Here is a 21378-nt window from a genome sequence, read left to right on the forward strand (position 1 = left end):
GCGACGGTGCGCGCCGGATCCTTGACCCGTTTCGGCCGCCCCGCAGATTCGCCACGCCCGGCACGTGTCCGGTCGGTACCGGACCGCTTACCGGCGCCGGACGTCGCGGATCCGTTATCCGAACGCCGGTGTTCGTCCTCGCGCCGGCCCGGCCCGTTCGTGCTGCGCCTGTCGCCGCCTTCGACGGCCCCGGAGCTGCCGCGGCGCCGGCCACCGGGGCCGCGTTCCGCTCCTCCACGCCGGCCTGCGCCCGTATCCCGGCGTTCGCTCGAATGCGGGCCGCCTTCGCGACCACTGTTCGCGCGACCCGGCCTCGTCCGGTCCGCTCGGCCCTCACCGAAGTCGCTGCGCTGCCGCGGATCCGGCCGCCCGCCGCGTGCCGGTGCGAGCCGGTCGGCCGGGCGGCCGCCCGAATCCGCCCCGCGCTCTTGTTTTTCGCGACGGGCCGGACCCTCGCCCCGGTAGCCGGACCGTTTCCCACCGGAACCCGATGACTTCCCGCCGGGTTCGGCATCTCTCCGGCGGTCGCCCTTCGCGGATCCTCCGGGACGATCGCGCCACGGTCGCTTTTCCGCCGCGGAGCCGGCCGGGCGGCCCTGCTGTTCACGACGCCCAGGGCCGTCACCCCGTTCCCCGCCCGAGCGCGATGTTCTCCCGCTGTGCCCGAAGTCTTTACGGCGGTCACCGGTCGCGCTGTCACGTCCCGTCCGCCGCTCTTCTGCCGGGGAATCGCCCCGGCGGCCGCTGCCTTCGGCGTTTCGACCGGTTCCGTTCCGGTAGGAACCACCGGGCTCCGTACCCTTCACCCGCCTGCCGGCGTGTCCATCGCTCGGCGTATCCGAGGAACCCGGGCGATCGCGACCGGTACCGGCGCGGTCCTGCGAGCGGGAATCGGGGGCGTGACGTGGCCCCGGCCCGGTCGCGCCGCGGTCTGCGCCCGAATCGCGATCCATACCACCGGCCCCGCCGTCCGTGGATTCGGGGTGGCGCCGGAAACCGCGTGGCCGCTCGGCGGAGCCGGTCATTCGACCACCGCGCCGGGTTGCAGGCGGGCGCCCCGCGCCCAGTCGAGCGCCGCCATCATGCGTTTACCCTGCGGCTGCACCCGGTCCAGGCGTACCGCGGTGGTCGCGGTGCCGATATAGACGCCGGTTTTACGTACGTCGATCTGCCGTTCCGGCAGTGCCTCCTCGACCAGTTCCACGGGGCTCAACTTGAGCCGGATACCGGCCACGGTCGTCCAGGCGCCGGGATGCGGCGTCACCGCCCGGATCGTGCGGCCGACCGCGAGGGCGGGTTGATCCCAGCGCACCTGCGCCGCCTCCACCGTGATCTTCGGCGCGTAGGACACGCCTTCGGTGGATTGCGGAATCGCCTGCAACGTCCCGTCTTCCACACCGTGCAGTGTCTGTTCCAGCAGGGCCGCGCCGCTGTCGGCCAGCCGGGCCAGCAGATCCGCGGCGGTATCGGTGACGGCGATCCGTTCGGTCACCACACCGTAGACCGGCCCGGTGTCCAGGCCTGTTTCGATGCGGAACGTCGAGGCCCCGGTGATCTCGTCACCCGCCGCGATCGCCGCCTGTACGGGAGCCGCGCCGCGCCATGCCGGAAGCAGTGAGAAATGCAGGTTGATCCAGCCGTGGCGCGGAATATCGAGGATTTCCGCGGGCAGCAGCGCACCGTAGGCGACCACGGGGCAGCAATCCGGCGCGAGCTCCGTGAGTGCCTCGACGAATTCGGGGTCGGCGGGTTTGCGCGGTGTCAGGACCGGGATACCGTATTCGTCGGCGAGCTGCCCGACCGGTGAGCGCTGCAATTTCCGCCCGCGACCGGCAACAGCGTCCGGGCGGGTGACCACGGCGATCACCTCGTGCCGCGATTCGATCAGCCGGCGCAGCGACGGTACGGCCGGTTCGGGAGTACCGGCGAAAACGATTCGCATCAGCGGTCCCGCTCGGCCAGCGCGCGACTGGGCCGGACGGTGATACCGGCCGTGAACCAGTCGGACTCACGGATGGTGCGCATGGCCTGTTTACGGTCCGGTGGATCGAGGCGATCGATGAAAAGCGTGCCGTCCAGGTGATCGGTTTCGTGCTGGACACAGCGCGCCAGCAGCCCCTCGGCCTCGAACTCGACCACTGCCCCGGTCATATCGACCCCGCTCGCGCGCACCCGCATGGCCCGGCGGGTGTCGTGGTTGACCCCGGGGATCGACAGGCAGCCCTCCGGGCCGATCTGTTCCTCGTCGTCGAGGGCGGTCCAGACCGGGTTGATCAGGTGGCCCCGGGCATCCCGGGTGTCGTAGACGAAGACCCGCAGTCCGACTCCGATCTGCGGCGCGGCCATCCCCACCCCACCGTCGTCGTACATGGTGTCGGTCAGGTCGGTCACCAGCTGCCGCAGTTCGGGGCCGAATTCGGTGACCTCGGTCGCGCGGGCTCGCAGGATCGGATCGCCGAACAGGCGGACGGACTGGACGGTCAAGGTCGGCTCCCGGAGATATGAGACAGGGCAGGAAGAATCCATTCTAGGTCGCCCCACGGACCCACCGGCACGTCCGGGGTCTTCCCGCCGTGAGCTACCGCGCACCGTACGCAGCCGCGGCACCGGAATCAGCGAGACAGCCGACCGGGCCTGGCCCCGCGAGACGATGCCGCACAACGGCGTGTACAGCGCTCGGCCCGGAACACCGTGGAGGGCCGGCCCCTCAGATATTTCCCCCGATGATCACCTGGGGAATCCCGGTGCCGAGCGCGACCGGCATGCAGACCGGTTCCGGCGCATGCTCCGGGTCGAGTACGTCGAGCACCAGTTGGGCCACGAACGGGTCGTATACCATGTGGAAGTGCCCGGTGAGATCCGCTGGGCAGCGATCCTGCACCACGATGTTCTCTGCCCCGGGCCCGCGCAGCGCGATATTGCCGAACGGCTGGATCATCTCGTCGACCCGGCTGCCGATCGTCACGTACCGTACGCCGGGGACGGTATCGCCACCGGCGTTGAGGTCCAGCATGAACGGCGACCCTTGCGCCTGTTGCACGGCCGCCACCGAGATCGTCTTCTCCGCCACGGTCAGTGCGCCCGGTATCTGCTGCGCCACCGGCACCAGTCCGTACATGACACCGCCGTAGGTGGGGGAGGCAAGACCGACCCAGGTGGCGACGGCGGGCGCGCCCCCCAGCTTGTTGATGTAGTACCGGGTCATATTGGCGCCCTGGGAGAAGCCCAGCAGATCCACCTGTGGTGCCCGGGTGGCGGACCGGACCTGCTCCACGAAGGCGGCGAACTGATGGGCGCTGAGCACGATGTCCTCGGTGCCGAAGCTGACCGCGCCGGGTTTACCGCCGTAGTTGAGTGCGAAAACGCAGAACCCCTCGTCGACCAGGCGCGGACCGATGGCCGACCAATCGGTGTAAGCGCTCGCGTCGGTACCGTGGGCCAGAATCACCGGACGCGGATGGGCCGCGTCCGGGACACATCCGAAATCGTTGACTCCCCGTGGTACTGCGGCGGGATGATCCTTCATGTACAGCACGGCGCCGAGATGGTCTGCCTGCGGCGGCGCCCATTCTGTGGGGACCTCCGGGGGGAGGTATCCGGCAGGCTGGGCGGTGCCCACGGCCGTGCCGAGCAACACCGCCCCAGCCAGTGCGACGGTCACCGTCGCCACCCGCCTGCCGAACCCGCCGCGCGGGCGGGCGGGCCACAGAAAACGTTTCACCACATAATCTTCCACCCTGCCGGCACGACGGAAAACCGGTGGCCGAGGTCTTGATCAGCCCGTTACTTCGCGGTGTCCTCGTCGCCGGCGAGGATGCGATACAGCGCTTTGCGTGTCTCGGTGAGCACATCGGCCGCCTTGGCCACCTGTTCCGGGGTGCCGGCGCCCGCGACCTGCGCGATCGCGCCCATGAGCGGTGGGACCAGCGCACGCAGATCGCTGGTATGGGCGCCGGCGCCTTCCTTGACCTCCGCCCACGGATCACCGAGTTCGGTCCGGTGTTCGGCGACGTAGGCGGTGCCCGTCTCGGTCAGTTGCGCGGTTTTGCGGCCGGCGACCTTCTCGATGGTGATCAGGCCCTCGTCTTCCAGCTGGGACAGCGCGGGGTACACAGATCCCGGGCTGGGGCGCCACAGATCCTCGCTGCGTTCCCGGATCTGCTGGATCAGTTCGTAGCCGTGCATCGGGCGTTCGGTGAGCAGCAGCAGCACCGCCGCCCGTACATCCCCGCGCCGCCCGCGGCCGCCCCGCCCCCGTCCACGGCCGAAGCCCGGACCGAAACCAGGGCCGAAACCGGGCCCGAAGCCCGAACCGAAGCCCGGACCGCCGAAACCGGGTGGACCACCGTGCCGGAAACCGCCACGGCCGGGACCGTGTTCCATATCGGGACGATGACGCCGGGCCCAGCGGAGCCGTTCCTTGCGAAAGTCCGAGTTCTCCATGTCTTCCATTGCAGCCTCCTGAGCTACTCGATCCGTTTTCATAGCATCGACGATATATCGGCAATCTATCCGCGGCAACCCCCCCGGCCGATAGGTGTGACCGCACCGACCATCACCGCCGCAACCGGCTGTCTGCCTCAGCCGATGTCCAAGGGGTCGATCTGCACACGCGCCGACGTTTCCGCACGCTGGCTGCTGCGGACGGCCTGCGCCGCGGTCAGCGCCCGAGCCAGCGCGCCCCCCTGCGGGCGAGGGACACGTAACAGCACCCGCTCGACCTCCACCGGGGCACCGCGGTCGTCATCGGTGCGCGAGCCCGACGGTTTACGCGCGCCGGCAGGCAGCGGCACCGGACCCAGTACCTCGGCGGCGGGCGGAAGCTCGGTGACCGCGAGAAGTCCGGCGACCGCATCGGGGGTCCCGTCGATCGCGGCCATCCGCACCGCGGGCGGGAACCCGACCTCCGTGCGCTGGCCGAGCTCGGCGGCCGCGTGCCCCGCCGGATCCCACCGCAGCAGCGCCTGCACGGTCGGCACACCCGGATCCGCCATCACCACTACGCGGCCCGCGGGTTTCACCAGGGCTGCGGCGCCCAGCCAGCGGCGCAGGGTGTCCTCGGCGGCACGGAGATCGGCACGGCCCAGCAGCGCCCATCCGTCCAGCAGCAGACCGACCCCGTAACCACCGGGTAGCAGTGGTTCGGCCCCGACGGTGGCCACCACGACCTGCGGACCCGGTTCGACGGTGTCGAGCATCGTGGCACCGCTCGATCCCCGGATCGGCACCCCGGGAAACGCGCGGCCCAGTTCCTCCGCCGTCCGGGCCGCGCCGATGACCACGGCGCGCAGCACTCGCCCGCCACAGCCGGGACAGCGGAAAGCAGCCTCGGTCCGCCCGCACCACCGGCACACCGGGCTGTGCGCGACCTGCGCGGCGGGGTCCGCGGGACCGCCTTCCGGTAACGACAGCGGGCCCACACACTGCCGGCAGCGCGCCGGGGTGCGGCATTTGGTGCACGCCAGGGCCGGGACATACCCGCGGCGGGGGACCTGCACCAGCACGCCCTCCCCCGCGGCGAGCGCCTGGCGCGCGGCGGCGAAGGCGGCGCCCGGAATCCGGACCGCGCGCGCGATGGGATCGCGGTCCAGTGCCGCATCGGAATCTCCCGGCGCACCGATCCGAGGTGAGGCCGCCCGCACCGTGGCCCGGTCGGCCAGCAGATCGTGTGCCCAGCCCGATTCCACCACCGCCTGCACCTCGGCGGTCCGCGCGAAACCCGCGGCTACGAACGCCGCTCCGGTGTCGTGCGCGCGCAGCATCGACACCTCCCGGGCGTGCGGGTACGGGGACCGCGGTTCGGCGTAGGTGTCGTCACCGTCGTCCCAGATCGCAATGAGCCCCAGGTCCGCGGCCGGTGCGAAAACGGCGCTGCGAGTACCGATCACGACCCGCGCGGTCCCACGCAGAACGGCCAGCCAGCGCCGATATCGTGCCGCCGGGCCCAGTCCCGCCGAAAGCCCGACCGCCGAATCCCCGACCAGGGATTCACATTCGCGCAGCACCCGGTCCAGGTCGCGCTGGTCGGGAACCATCAGGATCGCGCTGCGGCCACCGGCCACCACGACGGCCGCCAGTTCGGCCAGCCGGCGCGCCCAATCCTCACCCGGTAGCGCCTGCCATGCCGCGCGCGCACCTTTGTGCCCGGCGAGTGCGGTGAGAAACGATTCCCCGTGCTGGTACCGCCGCCAGGCCGCGAGGTCGACGCCGGCCGGAACGGTCCCGGCGCCGGCCTCCGTATCGGCAGCCGTTGGTTCACGCCCCGGCGCTCCCCCACCGGCCTCCTGAACGTTGCCAGGGACCGCGCCCGCCGCACCCGGGGCCTCCGTCGAAGCGGCCCCGGCCAGTGGATCACCAGAACCTGCGTTTGCCTTTCCCGAAGGATTGTGGGTGGCGCCCACATCGCACTGTCCCGCAGGCCGGACTTGCGAAACGCTCGGCGCGCCGCCGTCGCGGTGCCGACCGGGCACCGCCCCTCGATCACCGCCGTCGTCTCGGCCACTACGGATCTGTAGCCGGTCAGGGTCGGCTCTCCGGCTCGCACGCTCTGCGGCGGCGGCACCCACCGCTGTGGCCCGCATCCGATCGGCACCGTCCAACCTCGGCTCGGCGCCGTCCGAGACCCGCTGGTCGTCGACCGGCGCTTGCTCGCCCCCGGACGATTCCGGTTCTCCCACGGACGGTAGGTGTCCACCGATGGACATCTGTGCGGCATCATCCGACGCCCGCCCGTCGGCCGCCCGAGTCGGCTCCGTTCCGGCCGGAACATGATCGCCACCGGCTGGGGGTGAGCCACCATCCGGTGGAGGCCGGGTCTCGTTCGACGTCGGATGCGGGCTGTCGCCGGCCGGTAGCGGCTCGACCCCGGTCGCCGCATGATCGACCCCGTCCGCTGTGTGATCGGAGTCATGGTGATCCGGTTCCGACGCGAATGGCGCCGACGGGCCCAACAACCCACCCGCGCCTGCTTTTCCGGGAGACGGCAGTTCCACCGAGACGTCCCCGGTCTCCCTGGTGGCCGGTCCCGTCACCTCCGGCACGCCGGCGCTACGCGGCGGTACCGCCGCGACCGATTCGTTCTTACCGGCGCCACCGTTCTCCACACGCGCGTGCCGGGGCGGGATCGCCAAGCGCAGGACATCGGCACGGGTTCCGGCGCAGCGCGCGGCAACGGTCGTGGCGAGCCGGAGAATTTCCGGGGTGAGTACCTGTTCCGCCGACACCACCCGTTCCAGCCGCACCAGCTTGCCGGGATGATCGGTCTCGGTATGCCGGGACAACAGATAGCCGTCCACCAGCCGCCCGGCGAAACGCACCCGGACGCGGACCCCGGGCCGGGCGATCTCGTCCAGCTCCGGCGGCACCAGATAATCGAAATCGCGGTCGAGATGAGCCGGGGTGAGCAGGGGCAGCACCCGGGCGATCGGATGCGATACCGGTGGCCGGTCGGGACGAGGAGATTTCTCGGAACGCCGCGCACCGCCGCGTTCTCCCGAAGCAGCCGACACCCCCGGCGACTCGATGTCCCCGGGGGTGTCGGCGGCAGGTTTCGGCACGCGGAACGTGAACTACAGCCCAGCGGCGGCGCGCAGTTTCTCCGCGCGATCCGTACGCTCCCAGGGCAGGTCGATATCGGTGCGCCCGAAATGCCCGTAGGCCGCGGTCGGCGCGTAGATCGGGCGCAGCAGATCCAGATCACGGATGATCGCGCCGGGACGCAGATCGAACACCTCGGTGATGGCGGCCGAGATCTGGGCCGGATCGGTCTTCTCGGTGCCGAAGGTCTCCACGAACAGGCCGACGGGGGCCGCCTTCCCGATCGCGTACGCCACCTGCACTTCGACCTTCTCGGCCAGACCGGCGGCGACCACGTTCTTGGCGACCCAGCGCATGGCGTAGGCGGCCGAACGGTCGACCTTGGAGGGGTCCTTACCCGAGAATGCACCACCACCGTGGCGGGCCATCCCGCCGTAGGTGTCGACGATGATCTTGCGGCCGGTGAGCCCCGCATCGCCCATCGGGCCGCCGAGAACGAACTTACCGGTGGGGTTCACCAGCAGCCGGATATCGGAGATGTCCAGATCGGGGATGGCGATATCGGCCAGCACCGCCTCGACGACCTTCTCGCGGATATCGGGCGCCAGCAGGTTGTCCAGATCGATATCGGCGGCATGCTGGGTGGAGACGACAACGGTATCCAGCCGGACCGCGCGATCGCCCTCGTATTCGATGGTGACCTGGGTTTTGCCGTCGGGCCGCAGATACGGCAGCACACCGGTCTTGCGGACCTCGGTGAGCTTGCGGGACAACCGGTGCGCCAGGGCGATCGGCAGCGGCATCAGCTCCGGAGTGTCGGTGTTGGCGTAACCGAACATCAGGCCCTGATCGCCGGCGCCCTGCTGCTCGATCTCGTCACCGGAACCGCCCACCCGCGCCTCGTGCGAGGTGTCGACGCCCTGGGCGATATCGGGTGACTGGGCGCCGATCGCGACATTGACACCGCAGGAGTTGCCGTCGAAACCTTTTGCCGAGGAGTCGTATCCGATCTCCAGGATCTTCTCCCGGACGATATGCGGGATATCGGCGTACGCCTCGGTGGTGACCTCGCCCGCGACATGCACCTGACCGGTGGTCACGAGGGTTTCCACGGCGACCCGGCTGGTCGGATCCTGGGCGAGCATGGAGTCGAGGATGGAATCGCTGATGGCATCGCAGATCTTGTCCGGGTGACCCTCGGTCACGGACTCACTGGTGAATAGCCGGCTACCGGACGTGCGCACAGTTTCCCTCTTCCTCAACGGTTACTCGTGTCCCGGATATGGACCGTAGCGCACGGCTCCGGTCGTGACCCTGGACTACCAGACTATTAGAACGCGGGGCCGGTTTGTGGTTCCGGACACCACACCGGACGGGTTTCCGGTCCGGGGCCCGTCCGCCGGAACAGTCACGGCGGATTCCCGCCGGATCGACCCGGACAACCAGTACAGTCCGCCGATTACACGCGGCAAGAGTTCGGATCGCGATGAGTCGAATCACCGACCGGCCCGATCGAGAGCGGCGGGGTCCGCGGCACTTATCAGGGTGCTCTTGCCGGCACCGGGTTTTCGCGTGGTTAGGCGCCGGACCCGGCCTGTTCGCGCAGCAGCGGCCCCAGGGCGTCGAGAACGCGGCTGGCCAGCAGCGCCTTGGAGCCGTGATCGAGGGCCTGCTCGCTGCCGTCGGCGCCGAGTAGCCAGCCGTCGTTGGTGTCCACTTCGAATGCCTTACCGTCCCCCACGGCATTGACGACCAGCAGGTCACAGCCCTTCCGGGCGAGCTTGGCCCGGGCGTAGGTGATCACATCGCCGTCCTCGTCGCCGGTTTCGGCCGCGAATCCGACGATGGCGGTACCGGGTAGCTGACCCTCGCGACGTGCCTGGACCAGGCCCGCGAGAATATCCTCGGTCCGCGACAGCGCAATGCTGTCGGGTTCGTCCTTACCCTTCTTGATCTTGGCACCGGCCACCGAAGCAGGCCGGAAATCGGCAACGGCAGCGGCCATGATCACCGCATCCGCCCCCACGGCGTGCTTGTCGACGGCGGTCTTGAGCTGATCGGCAGTCGTGATGTGCACCAGCTCCACAGCAGCGGGCGGTGCCATTTCGATGGTGTTCCCGGCGATCAACGTCACCTGGGCGCCCCGCTGTGCGGCAACCCGGGCCAGCGCATAACCCTGTTTACCGGAGCTGCGGTTACCCAGGAAACGCACCGGGTCCAGCGGTTCGCGGGTGCCACCCGCGGTGATCACGACCCGTTTACCGGCCAGGTCCCGCGGTACGGCGTCGGCGCGTTCCAGCAGCAGCGACGCCAACCCGAAGACCTCCTCGGGTTCAGGTAGGCGGCCCGGACCGGTATCGCTACCGGTGAGCCGGCCCGACGCGGGTTCCATCACCGTCGCACCGTGCGCGCGCAACGCGGCCACGTTCGCCACGGTCGCCGCATGCTCCCACATCTCGGTATGCATGGCGGGCGCGAACAGCACGGGACATCGGGCGGTGAGCAGGGTCGCGGTCAGCAGGTCGTCGGCGCGGCCCTGCGCCGCGCGCGCCATCAGATCGGCGGTGGCGGGGGCGATCACCACCAGTTCGGCCTCCTGCCCCAACCGCACATGCGGGACCTCGGGCACGTCGGCGAACACCCCGGTGTGTACCGGATGCCCGGACAGCGCCTCGAAGGTCGCCTTGCCGACGAACTGCAACGCCGCCTCGGTGGGGATCACTCGCACGCTGTGGCCGGTTTCGGTGAACCGCCGTACCAGTGCGCACGCCTTGTACGCGGCGATACCGCCGCCCACCCCGACAACTACCCGCGCCATCGCGCGCCTCCTGCCCTATCGGCCGTTCGCCCGGGAACTAACGGGTCATTCGCCTTCGGTGTGCTCGAGCAGATCGCTGTGGATCTCCCGCATCGCCACCGACAGCGGCTTCTCCTGCGGCAGCGGCTCGACCAGCGGGCCGACGTATTCGAGGATGCCGTCGCCGAGCTGGTTGTAGTAATCGTTGATCTGACGGGCACGTTTGGCGGCGTAGATCACCAGCGCGTACTTCGACGACGTACGGTCCAGCAGTTCGTCGATCGGCGGGTTGGTGAGGCCGACCGGAGTGTCGTAGGCGGGCGCGGCGATATCCGTACTGCTCACTGAGGAAGCTCCTGCGGGGTCGGGGGCTCGGGTACGCGGCGGCTGGGCCGGGCGTATCCGGCTACGAATTGGAATTCGTGCTGACGAACAACGATACCAACTGCGCACAGGCGCTGGTCACGGTGTCGTTCACGATCACGGTGTCGAACTCGTCACGTGCGGCCAATTCCACCCGTGCGGTCGCCAGCCGGCGTTCGATGACCTCAGGAGATTCGGTGCCGCGACCGCGCAGCCGGTTCTCCAGCTCCGCCCAGCTGGGCGGCGCGAGGAACACCAGCACGGCCTCCGGCATCACCTGCCGGATCGAACGCGCACCCTCGAGGTCCACCTCGATCAGCACCGGCAGCCCCTCCGACAGAGCGGCCCGCACCGGCGCGGCCGGGGTGCCCGACCGCTGCAATCCGCCGTGGATATCCGCCCATTCGAGCAGATCACCGGCGGTGATCATCGCGTCGAACTCGGCCCGGCTGACGAACCGGTAATCGCGGCCGTCGACCTCGTCGGGACGCGGGTCCCGGGTTGTCGCCGACACGCTGAAAACCAGTTCCGGCAGCCGTTCGCGGACACAGCGCACCACGGTGGACTTGCCCACGGCCGAGGGGCCGACCAGTACAACCAGCCGACCCTTCGTCATGTTCTCGATCACCGAGGCTGTCAGGCGCCGAGGTCGAATTTGGCGAGCAGCGCTTTGCGCTGCCGATCGCCGAGACCACGCAACCGTCGGGTCGGAGCGATCTCGAGCTCGTTCATGATCTCCTCTGCCTTGACCTTGCCGACCTTGGGCAGGGCTTCCAGCAGTGCGCGCACCTTCATCTTACCGATGATCTCATCGGTCTCGGCCTGGCCGAGGACCTCTTTCAAGTCGGTGCCGCCGCGCTTCAGGCGATCCTTGAGCTCCGCCCGAGCACGGCGAGCGGCAGCCGCCTTCTCCAGAGCAGCGGCGCGCTGCTCATCAGTCAGCTGGGGAAGGGCCACGGTTCCTCCGTCTCATCGTTCTGCATCAAAACCTGCCGAACTACCCGGCAGTCTCAGCGACCGTACCCACGACGCCCCCGGATTGCGAACCCACCCCCCAGGTCAGGGCATGAATCGGACCCCGTAACGCCCCCTTGCCCCCTGTCCCGCATCCCCGCTTGCCCACAGTCCTGCCACCTGCACACCTACCACGAAACACCTTTTCAGCAGGGCATTTTGGGCACGGACACCCGGTTGCGGCGCGATAGCCACCGGACTTATCCACAGGCTGGCTACCTCCCAGCCGCCCTACCAGGAATTTTCTGTATTTTTTTGCCGCAACTGCGGCGCCGGGGCATTCGGCCCCCTGTGGCGCGGCGCTTCTGCCCCCGACAGTCGCGCCTTCGACACCTCGCAAAGGGTGCCGAAGCAGACGCAGGCGAACGGTCGGAGGCTGCGCTGAACTCACCGCCGGAGAACGCTGACCGCGGTGCGGATCGACAGCAGTGAAGGATTGCGGGGCGCACCCGTGCGTGAGCCGAACCCATGTAGGCAGGTGCCGAACGCGTGCGAGCCCGCCGGCGGATGCACCTGTCCCGGCCGAGTACCGCAGCGGTCCGTCCACGAACGGACTGCACCCGCGCGTCGGGAGCCGGCCGACCTCTGTCCTTCGTCGTGCGCAGGCCGTCGCGGTCGGCGGCGGGAACGTCGACGACAGCACCCCCGCAGACAGGTCCACACACGACGTCGACGGCCCCGATACCCCCGAAGCACCCGCCGGTAGCCCCTCGGGCGTCTCCGCCCGCAGAGCGCCGATCAGCGCAGGAAGGCGAACTCCTCCTGGAAAACCGCCAGCCGATCGCGCAGCGCCGGCACCGAAGGTCCTGCGCCGAGGACGTCGCGGGAGACATTCGGAACCGCGGCCGGCCACAAGGGTTCCGGAAGCAGCGCGCGGACCGCGGCCGCCGTGCCGCCCTGGGCCCCGACCCCCGGCAGGAGGATCGGCCCGTTCAGTGCGCTGAGGTCGGGGATATCGGTGAGCGTGGCGCCCACCACGACCCCGACCGAACCCGGTTCTGTCCCCCGGTTGGCTTCCGCGGCGGCGTCGACAACGGTCTGGGCGAGGGTGCGCCCGTCCACCACCGCCTGCTGCACCCCCACCGCCTCGGGGTTCGAGGTGGCGGCCAGGACGAAGACACCACGCCCGTTGGCGCGGGCCAGGTCCAGGGCAGGCTGCAGGGCGCCGAATCCCAGGTAGGGCGAGACCGTGACCGCATCCGCACCCAACGGCCCGTCACCGAGCCAGGTGCGGGCGTACGCGGCCATGGTGGAGCCGATATCGCCGCGTTTGGCGTCGGCGAGCACCAGCGTGCCGGAGCCGCGCAGCACCTCGATGGTGCGTTCGAGCACCGCGATTCCCGCCGAGCCGTAGGCCTCGAAGAAGGCGACCTGTGGTTTGACCACCGCCACCATCCCGTCGAAGGCTTCCACACAGATCTCGGCGAAGGTTTCCAGGCCGTTCGCATCGTCGGGAAGGCCCCAGGCGTCGAGCAGCGCGGGATGGGGATCGATCCCGACGCAGATCGGCCCGTGCGTGCGCCCGGCCGCAGCCAGGCGCACGCCGAAGGTCGTCGTCATCGTCGCGTCCTCAGCCTCGCAGCGCCGAATGCAGTTCCTGCAGGGAGCGCACGCCGAGGCCGCCGGCGATACTGGCCTCGATCCCCTGGACCGCCGCCGCGGCGCCCTGCACGGTGGTGATACAGGGGATGCTCACGCCCACCGCAGCGCTGCGGATCTCGTAACCGTCCACGCGGGGCCCGGAATTGCCGTAGGGCGTATTGATGACCATATCGACTTCGCCGTCGCGGATCTGTTCCACGATGGACGCCGCGGGCACCTGGTCGTTACCGGCCGCGGGCACCGGATCGGAGTGCTTGCGTACCACTTCGCACGGGATTCCGTTGCGCCGCAGCATTTCCGCGGTACCCGTGGTCGCCAGAATCCGGAAGCCGAGATCGTGCAGCCGTTTCACCGGGAACACCATGGCGCGCTTGTCACGGTTGGCGATCGAGACGAAAACGGTGCCCTCGGTCGGCAACGAACCGTAGGCGGCGGACTGGCTCTTGGCGAACGCGGTACCGAAATCGGTGTCGATACCCATCACCTCGCCGGTGGATTTCATCTCCGGCGAGAGCAGCGAATCGACCTGACTGCCGTCCGGACCACGGAACCGGTGGAACTGCAGCACCGCCTCTTTCACCGCGACCGGTGCGTCCAGCGGAACATGCCCGCCGTCGCCGTCGGGCAACATGCCCTCGGCACGTAGCTCGGCGATCGTGGCACCCAGCATGATCCGGGCCGCCGCCTTGGCCAGCGGCACCGCGGTGGCCTTGGAGACGAACGGAACCGTGCGGCTGGCGCGCGGATTGGCCTCGAGCACGTAGAGGACATCGTCCTTGAGCGCGTACTGCACGTTCAGCAGGCCTTTGACGCCGATCCCTTTGGCCAGCGCGACGGTGGAGCGGCGTACCGCTTCGATATCGCTGCGGCCCAGCGTGATCGGCGGGAGCGCGCACGCGGAGTCACCGGAATGGATACCGGCTTCTTCGATATGTTCCATCACTCCGCCGAGGAACACTTCGTCGCCGTCGCAGAGCGCGTCGACGTCGATTTCGATGGCGTCTTCGAGGAAGCGGTCCACCAGCACCGGATGTTCCGGGCTGAGTTCGGTGGCGCGGGAGATATAGCCCTCGAGCGAATCCTCGTCGTAGACGATCTCCATACCGCGACCGCCGAGCACATAGGACGGTCGCACGAGCACCGGATAGCCGATTTCGGCGGCGATCTTGCGGGCGTGCTCGAAGGTGGTGGCGGTGCCGTATTTGGGAGCGGGGAGCCCGGCTGCGACCAGGACGTCACCGAATTCCCCGCGGTCCTCGGCGAGGTCGATGGCGGCGGCGCTGGTGCCGACCACCGGCACTCCCGCGGTGGTGAGCCGCTGCGCCAGACCCAGCGGGGTCTGCCCGCCGAGCTGGACGATCACCCCCGCGACCGTGCCCGATTCGGATTCCGCGTGATACACCTCGAGCACGTCTTCGAAGGTGAGCGGTTCGAAGTAGAGCCGGTCGGCGGTGTCGTAGTCGGTGGAGACGGTCTCCGGGTTGCAGTTGACCATCACCGTCTCGTAGCCGGCGGCCGACAGCGTCTGCGCGGCGTGCACACAGGAGTAGTCGAATTCGATGCCCTGCCCGATCCGGTTCGGCCCGGAGCCGAGGATGATCACCTTCTCCCGATCCGGCTGCGGGGCGACCTCGGATTCGGCTTCCGGGTCGAGTTCGTAGGCCGAATAGTGGTACGGCGTCTTGGCTTCGAACTCGGCGGCGCAGGTATCGACGGTCTTGAACACCGGCCGCACCCCGAGCCGGTGCCGCAGTGCGCGTACCCCGCCTTCCCCGGCCAGTTCCGGTCGCAGCGCAGCGATCTGCCGGTCGGACAGGCCGTGGTACTTGGCCCGGCGCAGCAGCGATTCGTCGAGCACCGCGGTATCGATCAGTTCGCGGCGCATATCCACGAGCCCGTCGATCTCGGCAACGAACCACGGGTCGATACCGGAGGCCTCGGCAACCGCCTCGATACTCGCTCCGAGCCGCAGGGCCCGCTCCACCTGGTAGATACGGCCTTCGGTGGGGGTGCGCAGATCCGTCAGGATCGCCTCGATCGCGGCGTCGACATCCGCCTGATCCGTGGACGCCGGCGCCCATCTTCCGTCCTCGGCGGTCCAGAAACCGGTCGCCTTGGTTTCCAGGGAGCGCAGCACTTTCCCGAGCGCTTCGGCGAAGTTGCGCCCCAGCGACATCGCCTCACCCACCGATTTCATGGTGGTGGTGAGAGTCGGGTCGGCACCCGGGAACTTCTCGAACGCGAACCGCGGCGCCTTGACCACCACATAGTCGAGGGTGGGTTCGAAGCTGGCGGGGGTTTCCCCGGTGATGTCGTTGACGATCTCGTCCAGCGTGTAGCCAATGGCCAGTTTCGCCGCGATCTTCGCGATCGGGAAGCCGGTGGCCTTGGACGCCAGCGCCGAGGACCGCGAGACACGGGGGTTCATCTCGATGACGATGAGCCGGCCGTCGGCGGGATTCACCGCGAACTGGATATTGCAGCCGCCGGTGTCCACGCCGACCTCGCGCAGGATGGCGATACCGAGATCGCGCATCTTCTGGTATTCGCGATCGGTCAGAGTCAGCGCGGGAGCCACCGTCATCGAATCGCCGGTGTGCACGCCCATCGGGTCCACGTTCTCGATAGAGCAGACGATCACGACATTGTCGCGACCGTCGCGCATCAGCTCGAGCTCGTATTCCTTCCAGCCCAGGATGGATTCCTCGATGAGGACGTTCGCGGTGGGCGAGGCGGCCAGACCGCCGCCGGCGATCCGGTCGAGGTCCGCGTCGTCGTAGGCCATCCCGGAACCGAGCCCGCCCATGGTGAACGACGGCCGCACAACCACCGGGAAACCCAGTTCGCCGACGGTCTCCCGGACCTCGTCCATGGTGTAGCAGACCCGGGAACGAGCGCTTTCGCCGCCGACGCTCGCCACGATGTCCTTGAACTTCTGCCGGTCCTCACCGCGCTGGATGGCCTCGAAATCGGCGCCGATCAGTTCGACCCCGTACTTCTCCAGCACGCCGCGCTCATGCAGCGCCACCGCGGTGTTCAGCGCGGTCTGCCCGCCGAGCGTGGCCAGCAGGGCATCGGGGCGTTCCTTCTCGATGACCTTTTCGACGAATTCCGCGGTGATCGGTTCCACGTAGGTCGAATCGGCGAATTCCGGATCGGTCATGATGGTCGCCGGGTTGGAGTTCACCAGCGAAACCCGCAGGCCCTCCGAACGCAGGACCCGGCAGGCCTGGGTGCCCGAGTAGTCGAACTCGCACGCCTGACCGATGACGATCGGGCCCGATCCGATGACCAGAATATGTTCGAGATCGGTACGGCGAGGCATCAGGCTCCCTTCATCAGACCGGCGAACCGGTCGAACAAGTACGCGGCGTCATGGGGACCGGCGGCCGCTTCCGGGTGGTATTGCACGGAGAAGGCGCGACCGTCCACCAGCCGCACGCCTTCCACCGTGCCGTCGTTGGCGCAGACATGGCTGACCTCGGCCTTGCCGAACGGGGTGTCGAACTGTTCGCCGCGTTCGCCTTCCAGCGCGAACCCGTGGTTCTGCGCGGTGATCGAGACGCGGCCGGTCTCGTGCTCGACGACCGGGATATTGATCCCCCGGTGCCCGAACTTCATCTTGTAGGTGCCGCGGCCGAGCGCGCGGCCCAGGATCTGGTTACCGAAGCAGATACCGAACAGCGGCAGGCCCTTGTCGAGGATGCCCTGGGTGAGGGCCACGGCGGTATCGGCGGTCGCGGGGTCGCCCGGGCCGTTGGACAGGAACGCACCGTCCGGCTTCAGTTCCAGGATTGTGTCCAAGCCGGTGGAGGACGGCACCACATGGACCCGCATCCCGCGCTGGGCGAACATCCGTGGAGTGTTGGATTTGATGCCGAGGTCCACCGCGACCACCGTGAACCGGGGCTCTCCCTCGGGTTCGACGGTGTAGATCTCGTCGGTGCTGACCTCACCGGCCAGGTCGGCGCCGAGCATCGACGGTTGCCCGGTGACCCGGGCGAGCAGTTCGGCAGGTTCGGCGAGCGCGGGCCCGGAGAAGATTCCTGCCTTCATCGAGCCGCGGCTGCGCAGATGCCGCACCACCGCGCGGGTGTCGATCCCCGCGATACCGACGATGTTCTGCTGTTCCAGCCGGCCGGGCAGCGTGCTCGTCGCGCGCCAGTTGGAGTGCCGGCGGGCCGGGTCGCGTACGGCGTAGCCCGCGACCCAGATCTGTTCCGATTCGTCGTCCTCGTCGTTCCAGCCGGTGTTCCCGATCTGCGGGGCGGTGGCCACCACGATCTGCCGGTGGTAGCTCGGATCGGTGAGGGTTTCCTGGTAGCCGGTCATGGCGGTGCAGAACACCGCTTCACCGAGGGTCTGCCCCACCGCACCGTAGGCGGTGCCGCGGAAGATCCGCCCGTCCTCGAGGACCAGGGCCGCGGCTGCTGTCGTACTCGTCATTCGTCATCTCCCGTCGTTGCCCGCGCCCAGGCCGGATACACCGATTTGTCGTCGCCACGGAACCCGGTATCGATTTCGGTTCCGGTCGGCAGGGTCCAGCGGATCACCAGGACGCCGCCTTCGGTCATCACCTTGCCCGCATGCCCGCGTTCGGTCCGGATTGCGGTGATGGATTCCTCCGGTATCCAAATCGCGGTGGCGCCCTCACGTTCCAACAGGATTCCGTGCTCGTAGCGGGTCAGTTCCGCGGTGGCGCGGTAGCCCAGATCGCCGACCGCTATACGGTCCTGCCAGCTCGGCGCCATGGTGCTGCCGAGATAGAGACCGGTCGTGGGCTCCAATATCTGCGGCCCGGTCTCGGCCGGCACCGGCGGAAGTTCACCGATCCGATCCTGCTGCCGGGCGGCTCGGTTACGCCAGCCCCGGTACATGAGGAAAACGGCCAGCACCCACAGCACAACGCAGAGGGTGACCCACAGTGCCCGTTCCATCAGCGGCCTCCCACCGGTGCACCCGGCGCGATGGCCACCCCGTCGCGGGCGGTGATCCGGCCGCGCAGCAGTGTGCCGACGACCCGGCCGGGCAGCGTCATCGATTGATAGGGCGTATTGCTCGCGATACTGGCGAGGTCGTCGCCCTGCACTGTCCACGTCGCGTCCGGATCGACCAGCACGAGATTGGCCGGTTCGCCCACCTCGATCGGCCGACCGTGATCGTCGAGCCCGACGATTTCGGCGGGACGTTCGCTCATCACCCGCGCCACCCCCCGCCAATCGAGCAGTCCGGGCCGCACCATGGTCTCCACCACGATCGACAGCGCGGTCTGCAACCCGAGCATGCCGGGCCGGGCCGCCGCGAATTCGCAGCATTTGTCCTGTTCGGCATGGGGGGCGTGATCGGTGGCGACGCAGTCGACGATCCCGGCGGCCAGCGCCTGCCGCAAGGCCTCGGTATCCGAGCCTTCGCGCAGCGGCGGGTTCACCTTGTTCACCGCGTCATAGGTTTCCAGCCGGGCATCGGTGAGCAGCAGATGATGCGGCGTCACCTCGGCGGTGACCGCTATCCCCTGATTCTTCGCCCATGTCACCAGCTCGACCGTGCCCGCGGTCGACGCATGGCAGATATGGACCCGGGCACCGGCGTCCCGGGCCAGGAGCGCATCCCGGGCCACGATGGATTCCTCCGCGGCCCGCGGCCAACCGGCCAGACCCAGCCGCGCCGCCGTGGGCCCCTCGTGCGCGACGGCACCACGGGTCAGGCGTGGCTCCTCGGCATGCTGGGCGATCAGCACATCCAGCGAACGCGCGTATTCGAGGGCGCGGCGCATGATCAGCGGGTCGTGGACGCAGTGCCCGTCGTCGGAGAACATCCGGACCGCGCCGGCACCGGCGGCCATGGTGCCCATTTCGGCGAGTTGCTCGCCCGCGAGCCCGACCGTGACCGCACCCACCGGGTACACATCGACGAGCCCGACCTCTTGGCCACGCCGCCACACATGGTCGGTGATCACGTGGGAATCGGCGACCGGCGAGGTGTTGGCCATGGCGAAAACCGCGGTGTACCCGCCTAGCGCCGCGGCGGCCGAGCCGGATTCGATGGTCTCGGTGTCTTCCCGGCCCGGTTCGCGCAGATGCGTGTGCAGATCCACGAAACCGGGCAGCAGCACCCGGCCCTCGCCGGCGACGATTTCGGCGTCGTCCGCGCGCAGCCCGGTCCCGATCTCCCGGATCACCCCGCCGGCGATCAGCACATCGACCGGGTCACCCTCACCGTAGAGCCGGACCTCGGTGATCAGAACGGTGCCGGTATCCATGTTCACACTGCGCCCATCTGCCGTCCCCGGGTCTGACGCATTCACGCTGTATCCATCGGGCGCGACTGCGGACCCTCCGTGGTTACGCTCCGCTGCCGCCTCCGGGTCTGACGCATTCACGCTGTATCCATCGGGCGCGACTGCGGACCCTCCGTGGTTACGCTCCGCTGCCGCCTCCGGGTCTGACGCATTCACGCCGCGGCCTCCTGTACGCCGACCAGCAGGCGGAACAGCACCGCCATACGCATATGGACTCCATTCGTCACCTGTTGCAAGACGGCGGCACGCGGCGAATCCGCCACCGACGACGCGATCTCCATACCGCGCAGCATCGGCCCGGGATGCAGCACCACGGCATGCTCGTCGAGCAGCGCGACCCGCCGCTCGGACAGTCCGTAGCGCACCGCGTACTCCCGCGCCGACGGGAAGAACCCGCCGTTCATCCGCTCCGCCTGAACCCGCAGCATGAGTACCGCGTCGGCGCCGGGCAGTTCGGAATCCACATCCACCGAGACCCGCACCGGCCAGTCCTCGACCCCCACCGGCAGCAGTGTGCGTGGCGCCACCAGCACCACTTCCGCCCCCAGCGTGGACAGCAGGAAGGCATTGGACCGCGCGACCCGGCTGTGCAGGATATCGCCGACGATCACCACCCGCCGTCCGGCGATATCGCCGAGTCGCTGCCGCAGGGTCAGCGCGTCGAGCAGCGCCTGGGTGGGATGTTCGTGCATACCGTCACCGGCGTTGATCACCGCCGGAACAGCACTGCCCGACCTCCGCGACCAGTCCTCGAACCAGTGCGCGATCTGGTGCGCCGCACCGGAGGCGGGATGACGCACGATCAGCGCGTCGGCACCGGCGGCATGCAGGGTGAGCGCGGTATCGCGCAGCGATTCCCCCTTGGCGACCGAGGAACTGCTCGCGCTGACATTGATGACATCGGCACTCATCCATTTCCCGGCGACCTCGAACGAGACGCGGGTCCGGGTCGAGTTCTCGAAGAACACCGTCATCACCGTACGGCCGCGCAAGGTGGGCAGTTTGTGTACTTCGCGACCCAGCAGCGCCTGTTCGAACCGTTCCGCCTCGTCGAGCAAGGCGCCGGCAGCCGCGCGGTCCAGATCGGTCACCGTCAGTAGATGTCTCACTGTCCCTCCCCATGATGCAGGAAGACGCCGTCACGGCCGTCGTGTTCACTCAGCAGCACCGAGACATCCTCGGTGCGCGCGGTGGGCACGTTCTTTCCGACGAAATCGGCTCGAATCGGCAGTTCGCGATGCCCTCGGTCGACGAGAACGGCGAGTTGGACGGCCCGCGGCCGGCCCAGATCACGCAGCGCGTCGAGCGCGGACCGCACAGTGCGGCCGGAGAAGAGAACATCATCGATCAGGACCACCAGCGCGTCCTCGACCCCGCCCTCCGGCACCGAGGTCCGCTCCAGCGGGCGGTGCGGTTTGGTCCGAAGGTCGTCGCGATAGAGCGTGATGTCGAGGGAACCGAGGGCGGGTCGCACGCCGGAGAATTCCTCGATCTTGTCGGTGAGCCGGGCGGCGAGAGTCGTCCCGCGGGTCGGGATACCGATGAGCACCACGCGCGGGGCCCCGGGCTCGCCGGAATCGAGAGCGGTGCGTTCGATGATCTGATGCGCGATCCGCGCAATGGTCCGGCCGACATCGGAGGGGGACAACAGTTCCCGTCCCGCCGCTACCCATTCCGGCGTATGCCGCGCAACGGGTGGTGCCGCCTCGGCGCCGCCGGACGTGGCGGCCCGTTCTTCGGGCACAGCCATACCGACCTCCTTCCCCGC

At 68.9% G+C, this 21378-nt stretch carries 17 protein-coding genes; all 17 read right to left on the reverse strand.

Annotated elements, in window-relative coordinates; all coding sequences use genetic code 11:
* Window positions 1-1021: 1021 nt before the first annotated feature.
* A complete protein-coding gene (gene fmt, locus NFL01S_RS10775) occupies window positions 1022-1942 on the reverse strand; it encodes a methionyl-tRNA formyltransferase (RefSeq protein ID WP_062974015.1) in 921 nt (306 codons plus the stop codon).
* Complete coding sequence (gene def / locus NFL01S_RS10780) at window positions 1942-2484, reverse strand: peptide deformylase (protein ID WP_062974017.1); 543 nt, start codon at window positions 2482-2484, stop codon at window positions 1942-1944. Before def ends, fmt begins: the two co-directional genes overlap by 1 nt.
* A gap of 223 nt (window positions 2485-2707) precedes the next feature.
* The gene (locus NFL01S_RS10785; RefSeq protein ID WP_371851807.1) at window positions 2708-3721 is read right to left on the reverse strand and encodes a lipase family alpha/beta hydrolase; all 1014 of its coding nucleotides are present in this window, start codon (window positions 3719-3721) and stop codon (window positions 2708-2710) included.
* 62 nt (window positions 3722-3783) lie between these two features.
* Window positions 3784-4452, reverse strand: a complete 669-nt coding sequence (locus tag NFL01S_RS10790; protein WP_062974019.1) for a PadR family transcriptional regulator — start codon at window positions 4450-4452, stop codon at window positions 3784-3786.
* A gap of 128 nt (window positions 4453-4580) precedes the next feature.
* Window positions 4581-7415, reverse strand: a complete 2835-nt coding sequence (locus NFL01S_RS36850; protein ID WP_371851811.1) for a primosomal protein N' family DNA-binding protein — start codon at window positions 7413-7415, stop codon at window positions 4581-4583.
* Window positions 7416-7568: 153 nt separating this feature from the next.
* On the reverse strand, window positions 7569-8780 hold the full coding sequence (metK, locus tag NFL01S_RS10800; RefSeq protein WP_033241622.1) for a methionine adenosyltransferase: 1212 nt from the start codon (window positions 8778-8780) through the stop codon (window positions 7569-7571).
* A 332-nt stretch (window positions 8781-9112) separates the two neighbouring features.
* Window positions 9113-10354 (reverse strand): bifunctional phosphopantothenoylcysteine decarboxylase/phosphopantothenate--cysteine ligase CoaBC, encoded by a 1242-nt coding sequence (coaBC, locus tag NFL01S_RS10805; RefSeq protein WP_062974021.1) that lies wholly within the window; start codon window positions 10352-10354, stop codon window positions 9113-9115.
* 45 nt (window positions 10355-10399) lie between these two features.
* Window positions 10400-10678, reverse strand: coding sequence for a DNA-directed RNA polymerase subunit omega (gene rpoZ, locus NFL01S_RS10810; protein WP_033241620.1), 279 nt, complete (start codon window positions 10676-10678; stop codon window positions 10400-10402).
* A gap of 61 nt (window positions 10679-10739) precedes the next feature.
* Window positions 10740-11312 carry a guanylate kinase gene (gmk, locus tag NFL01S_RS10815; RefSeq protein WP_062974199.1) on the reverse strand — a complete coding sequence of 191 codons (573 nt, stop codon included), beginning with the start codon at window positions 11310-11312 and terminating at the stop codon, window positions 10740-10742.
* Window positions 11313-11332: 20 nt separating this feature from the next.
* Window positions 11333-11653: an integration host factor, actinobacterial type gene (gene mihF, locus NFL01S_RS10820; RefSeq protein ID WP_033241619.1), complete on the reverse strand. Its 321-nt coding sequence runs from the start codon at window positions 11651-11653 to the stop codon at window positions 11333-11335.
* A 795-nt stretch (window positions 11654-12448) separates the two neighbouring features.
* Complete coding sequence (gene pyrF / locus NFL01S_RS10825; RefSeq protein ID WP_062974023.1) at window positions 12449-13270, reverse strand: orotidine-5'-phosphate decarboxylase; 822 nt, start codon at window positions 13268-13270, stop codon at window positions 12449-12451.
* 10 nt (window positions 13271-13280) lie between these two features.
* Window positions 13281-16637: a carbamoyl-phosphate synthase large subunit gene (carB, locus tag NFL01S_RS10830; RefSeq protein ID WP_062974025.1), complete on the reverse strand. Its 3357-nt coding sequence runs from the start codon at window positions 16635-16637 to the stop codon at window positions 13281-13283.
* Window positions 16637-17758 carry a glutamine-hydrolyzing carbamoyl-phosphate synthase small subunit gene (carA, locus tag NFL01S_RS10835; protein ID WP_062974026.1) on the reverse strand — a complete coding sequence of 374 codons (1122 nt, stop codon included), beginning with the start codon at window positions 17756-17758 and terminating at the stop codon, window positions 16637-16639. The genes carB and carA overlap by 1 nt, the downstream gene beginning before the upstream one ends.
* Window positions 17755-18249 (reverse strand): PH-like domain-containing protein, encoded by a 495-nt coding sequence (locus NFL01S_RS10840; RefSeq protein ID WP_062974028.1) that lies wholly within the window; start codon window positions 18247-18249, stop codon window positions 17755-17757. Before NFL01S_RS10840 ends, carA begins: the two co-directional genes overlap by 4 nt.
* Window positions 18249-19571 carry a dihydroorotase gene (locus NFL01S_RS10845; RefSeq protein WP_062974030.1) on the reverse strand — a complete coding sequence of 441 codons (1323 nt, stop codon included), beginning with the start codon at window positions 19569-19571 and terminating at the stop codon, window positions 18249-18251. The genes NFL01S_RS10840 and NFL01S_RS10845 overlap by 1 nt, the downstream gene beginning before the upstream one ends.
* A gap of 191 nt (window positions 19572-19762) precedes the next feature.
* Window positions 19763-20719, reverse strand: a complete 957-nt coding sequence (locus NFL01S_RS10850; protein WP_062974032.1) for an aspartate carbamoyltransferase catalytic subunit — start codon at window positions 20717-20719, stop codon at window positions 19763-19765.
* Window positions 20716-21360 (reverse strand): bifunctional pyr operon transcriptional regulator/uracil phosphoribosyltransferase PyrR, encoded by a 645-nt coding sequence (gene pyrR, locus NFL01S_RS10855; protein ID WP_062974034.1) that lies wholly within the window; start codon window positions 21358-21360, stop codon window positions 20716-20718. The genes NFL01S_RS10850 and pyrR overlap by 4 nt, the downstream gene beginning before the upstream one ends.
* Between the last annotated feature and the right edge of the window lie 18 nt (window positions 21361-21378).

The sequence above is a fragment of the Nocardia flavorosea NBRC 108225 genome (assembly GCF_001613385.1).
GTDB lineage: Bacteria > Actinomycetota > Actinomycetes > Mycobacteriales > Mycobacteriaceae > Nocardia > Nocardia flavorosea.

Bases quoted from the DNA above. Each gene is read 5' to 3' on its own strand.
- fmt (WP_062974015.1), bottom strand. From the start codon at position 1,942: ATGCGAATCGTTTTCGCCGGTACTCCCGAACCGGCCGTACCGTCGCTG.
- NFL01S_RS10790 (WP_062974019.1), bottom strand. From the start codon at position 4,452: ATGGAAGACATGGAGAACTCGGACTTTCGCAAGGAACGGCTCCGCTGG.
- coaBC (WP_062974021.1), bottom strand. From the start codon at position 10,354: ATGGCGCGGGTAGTTGTCGGGGTGGGCGGCGGTATCGCCGCGTACAAG.
- gmk (WP_062974199.1), bottom strand. From the start codon at position 11,312: ATGACGAAGGGTCGGCTGGTTGTACTGGTCGGCCCCTCGGCCGTGGGC.
- pyrF (WP_062974023.1), bottom strand. From the start codon at position 13,270: ATGACGACGACCTTCGGCGTGCGCCTGGCTGCGGCCGGGCGCACGCAC.
- carB (WP_062974025.1), bottom strand. From the start codon at position 16,637: ATGCCTCGCCGTACCGATCTCGAACATATTCTGGTCATCGGATCGGGC.
- carA (WP_062974026.1), bottom strand. From the start codon at position 17,758: ATGACGAGTACGACAGCAGCCGCGGCCCTGGTCCTCGAGGACGGGCGG.
- NFL01S_RS10840 (WP_062974028.1), bottom strand. From the start codon at position 18,249: ATGGAACGGGCACTGTGGGTCACCCTCTGCGTTGTGCTGTGGGTGCTG.
- NFL01S_RS10845 (WP_062974030.1), bottom strand. From the start codon at position 19,571: ATGGATACCGGCACCGTTCTGATCACCGAGGTCCGGCTCTACGGTGAG.
- pyrR (WP_062974034.1), bottom strand. From the start codon at position 21,360: ATGGCTGTGCCCGAAGAACGGGCCGCCACGTCCGGCGGCGCCGAGGCG.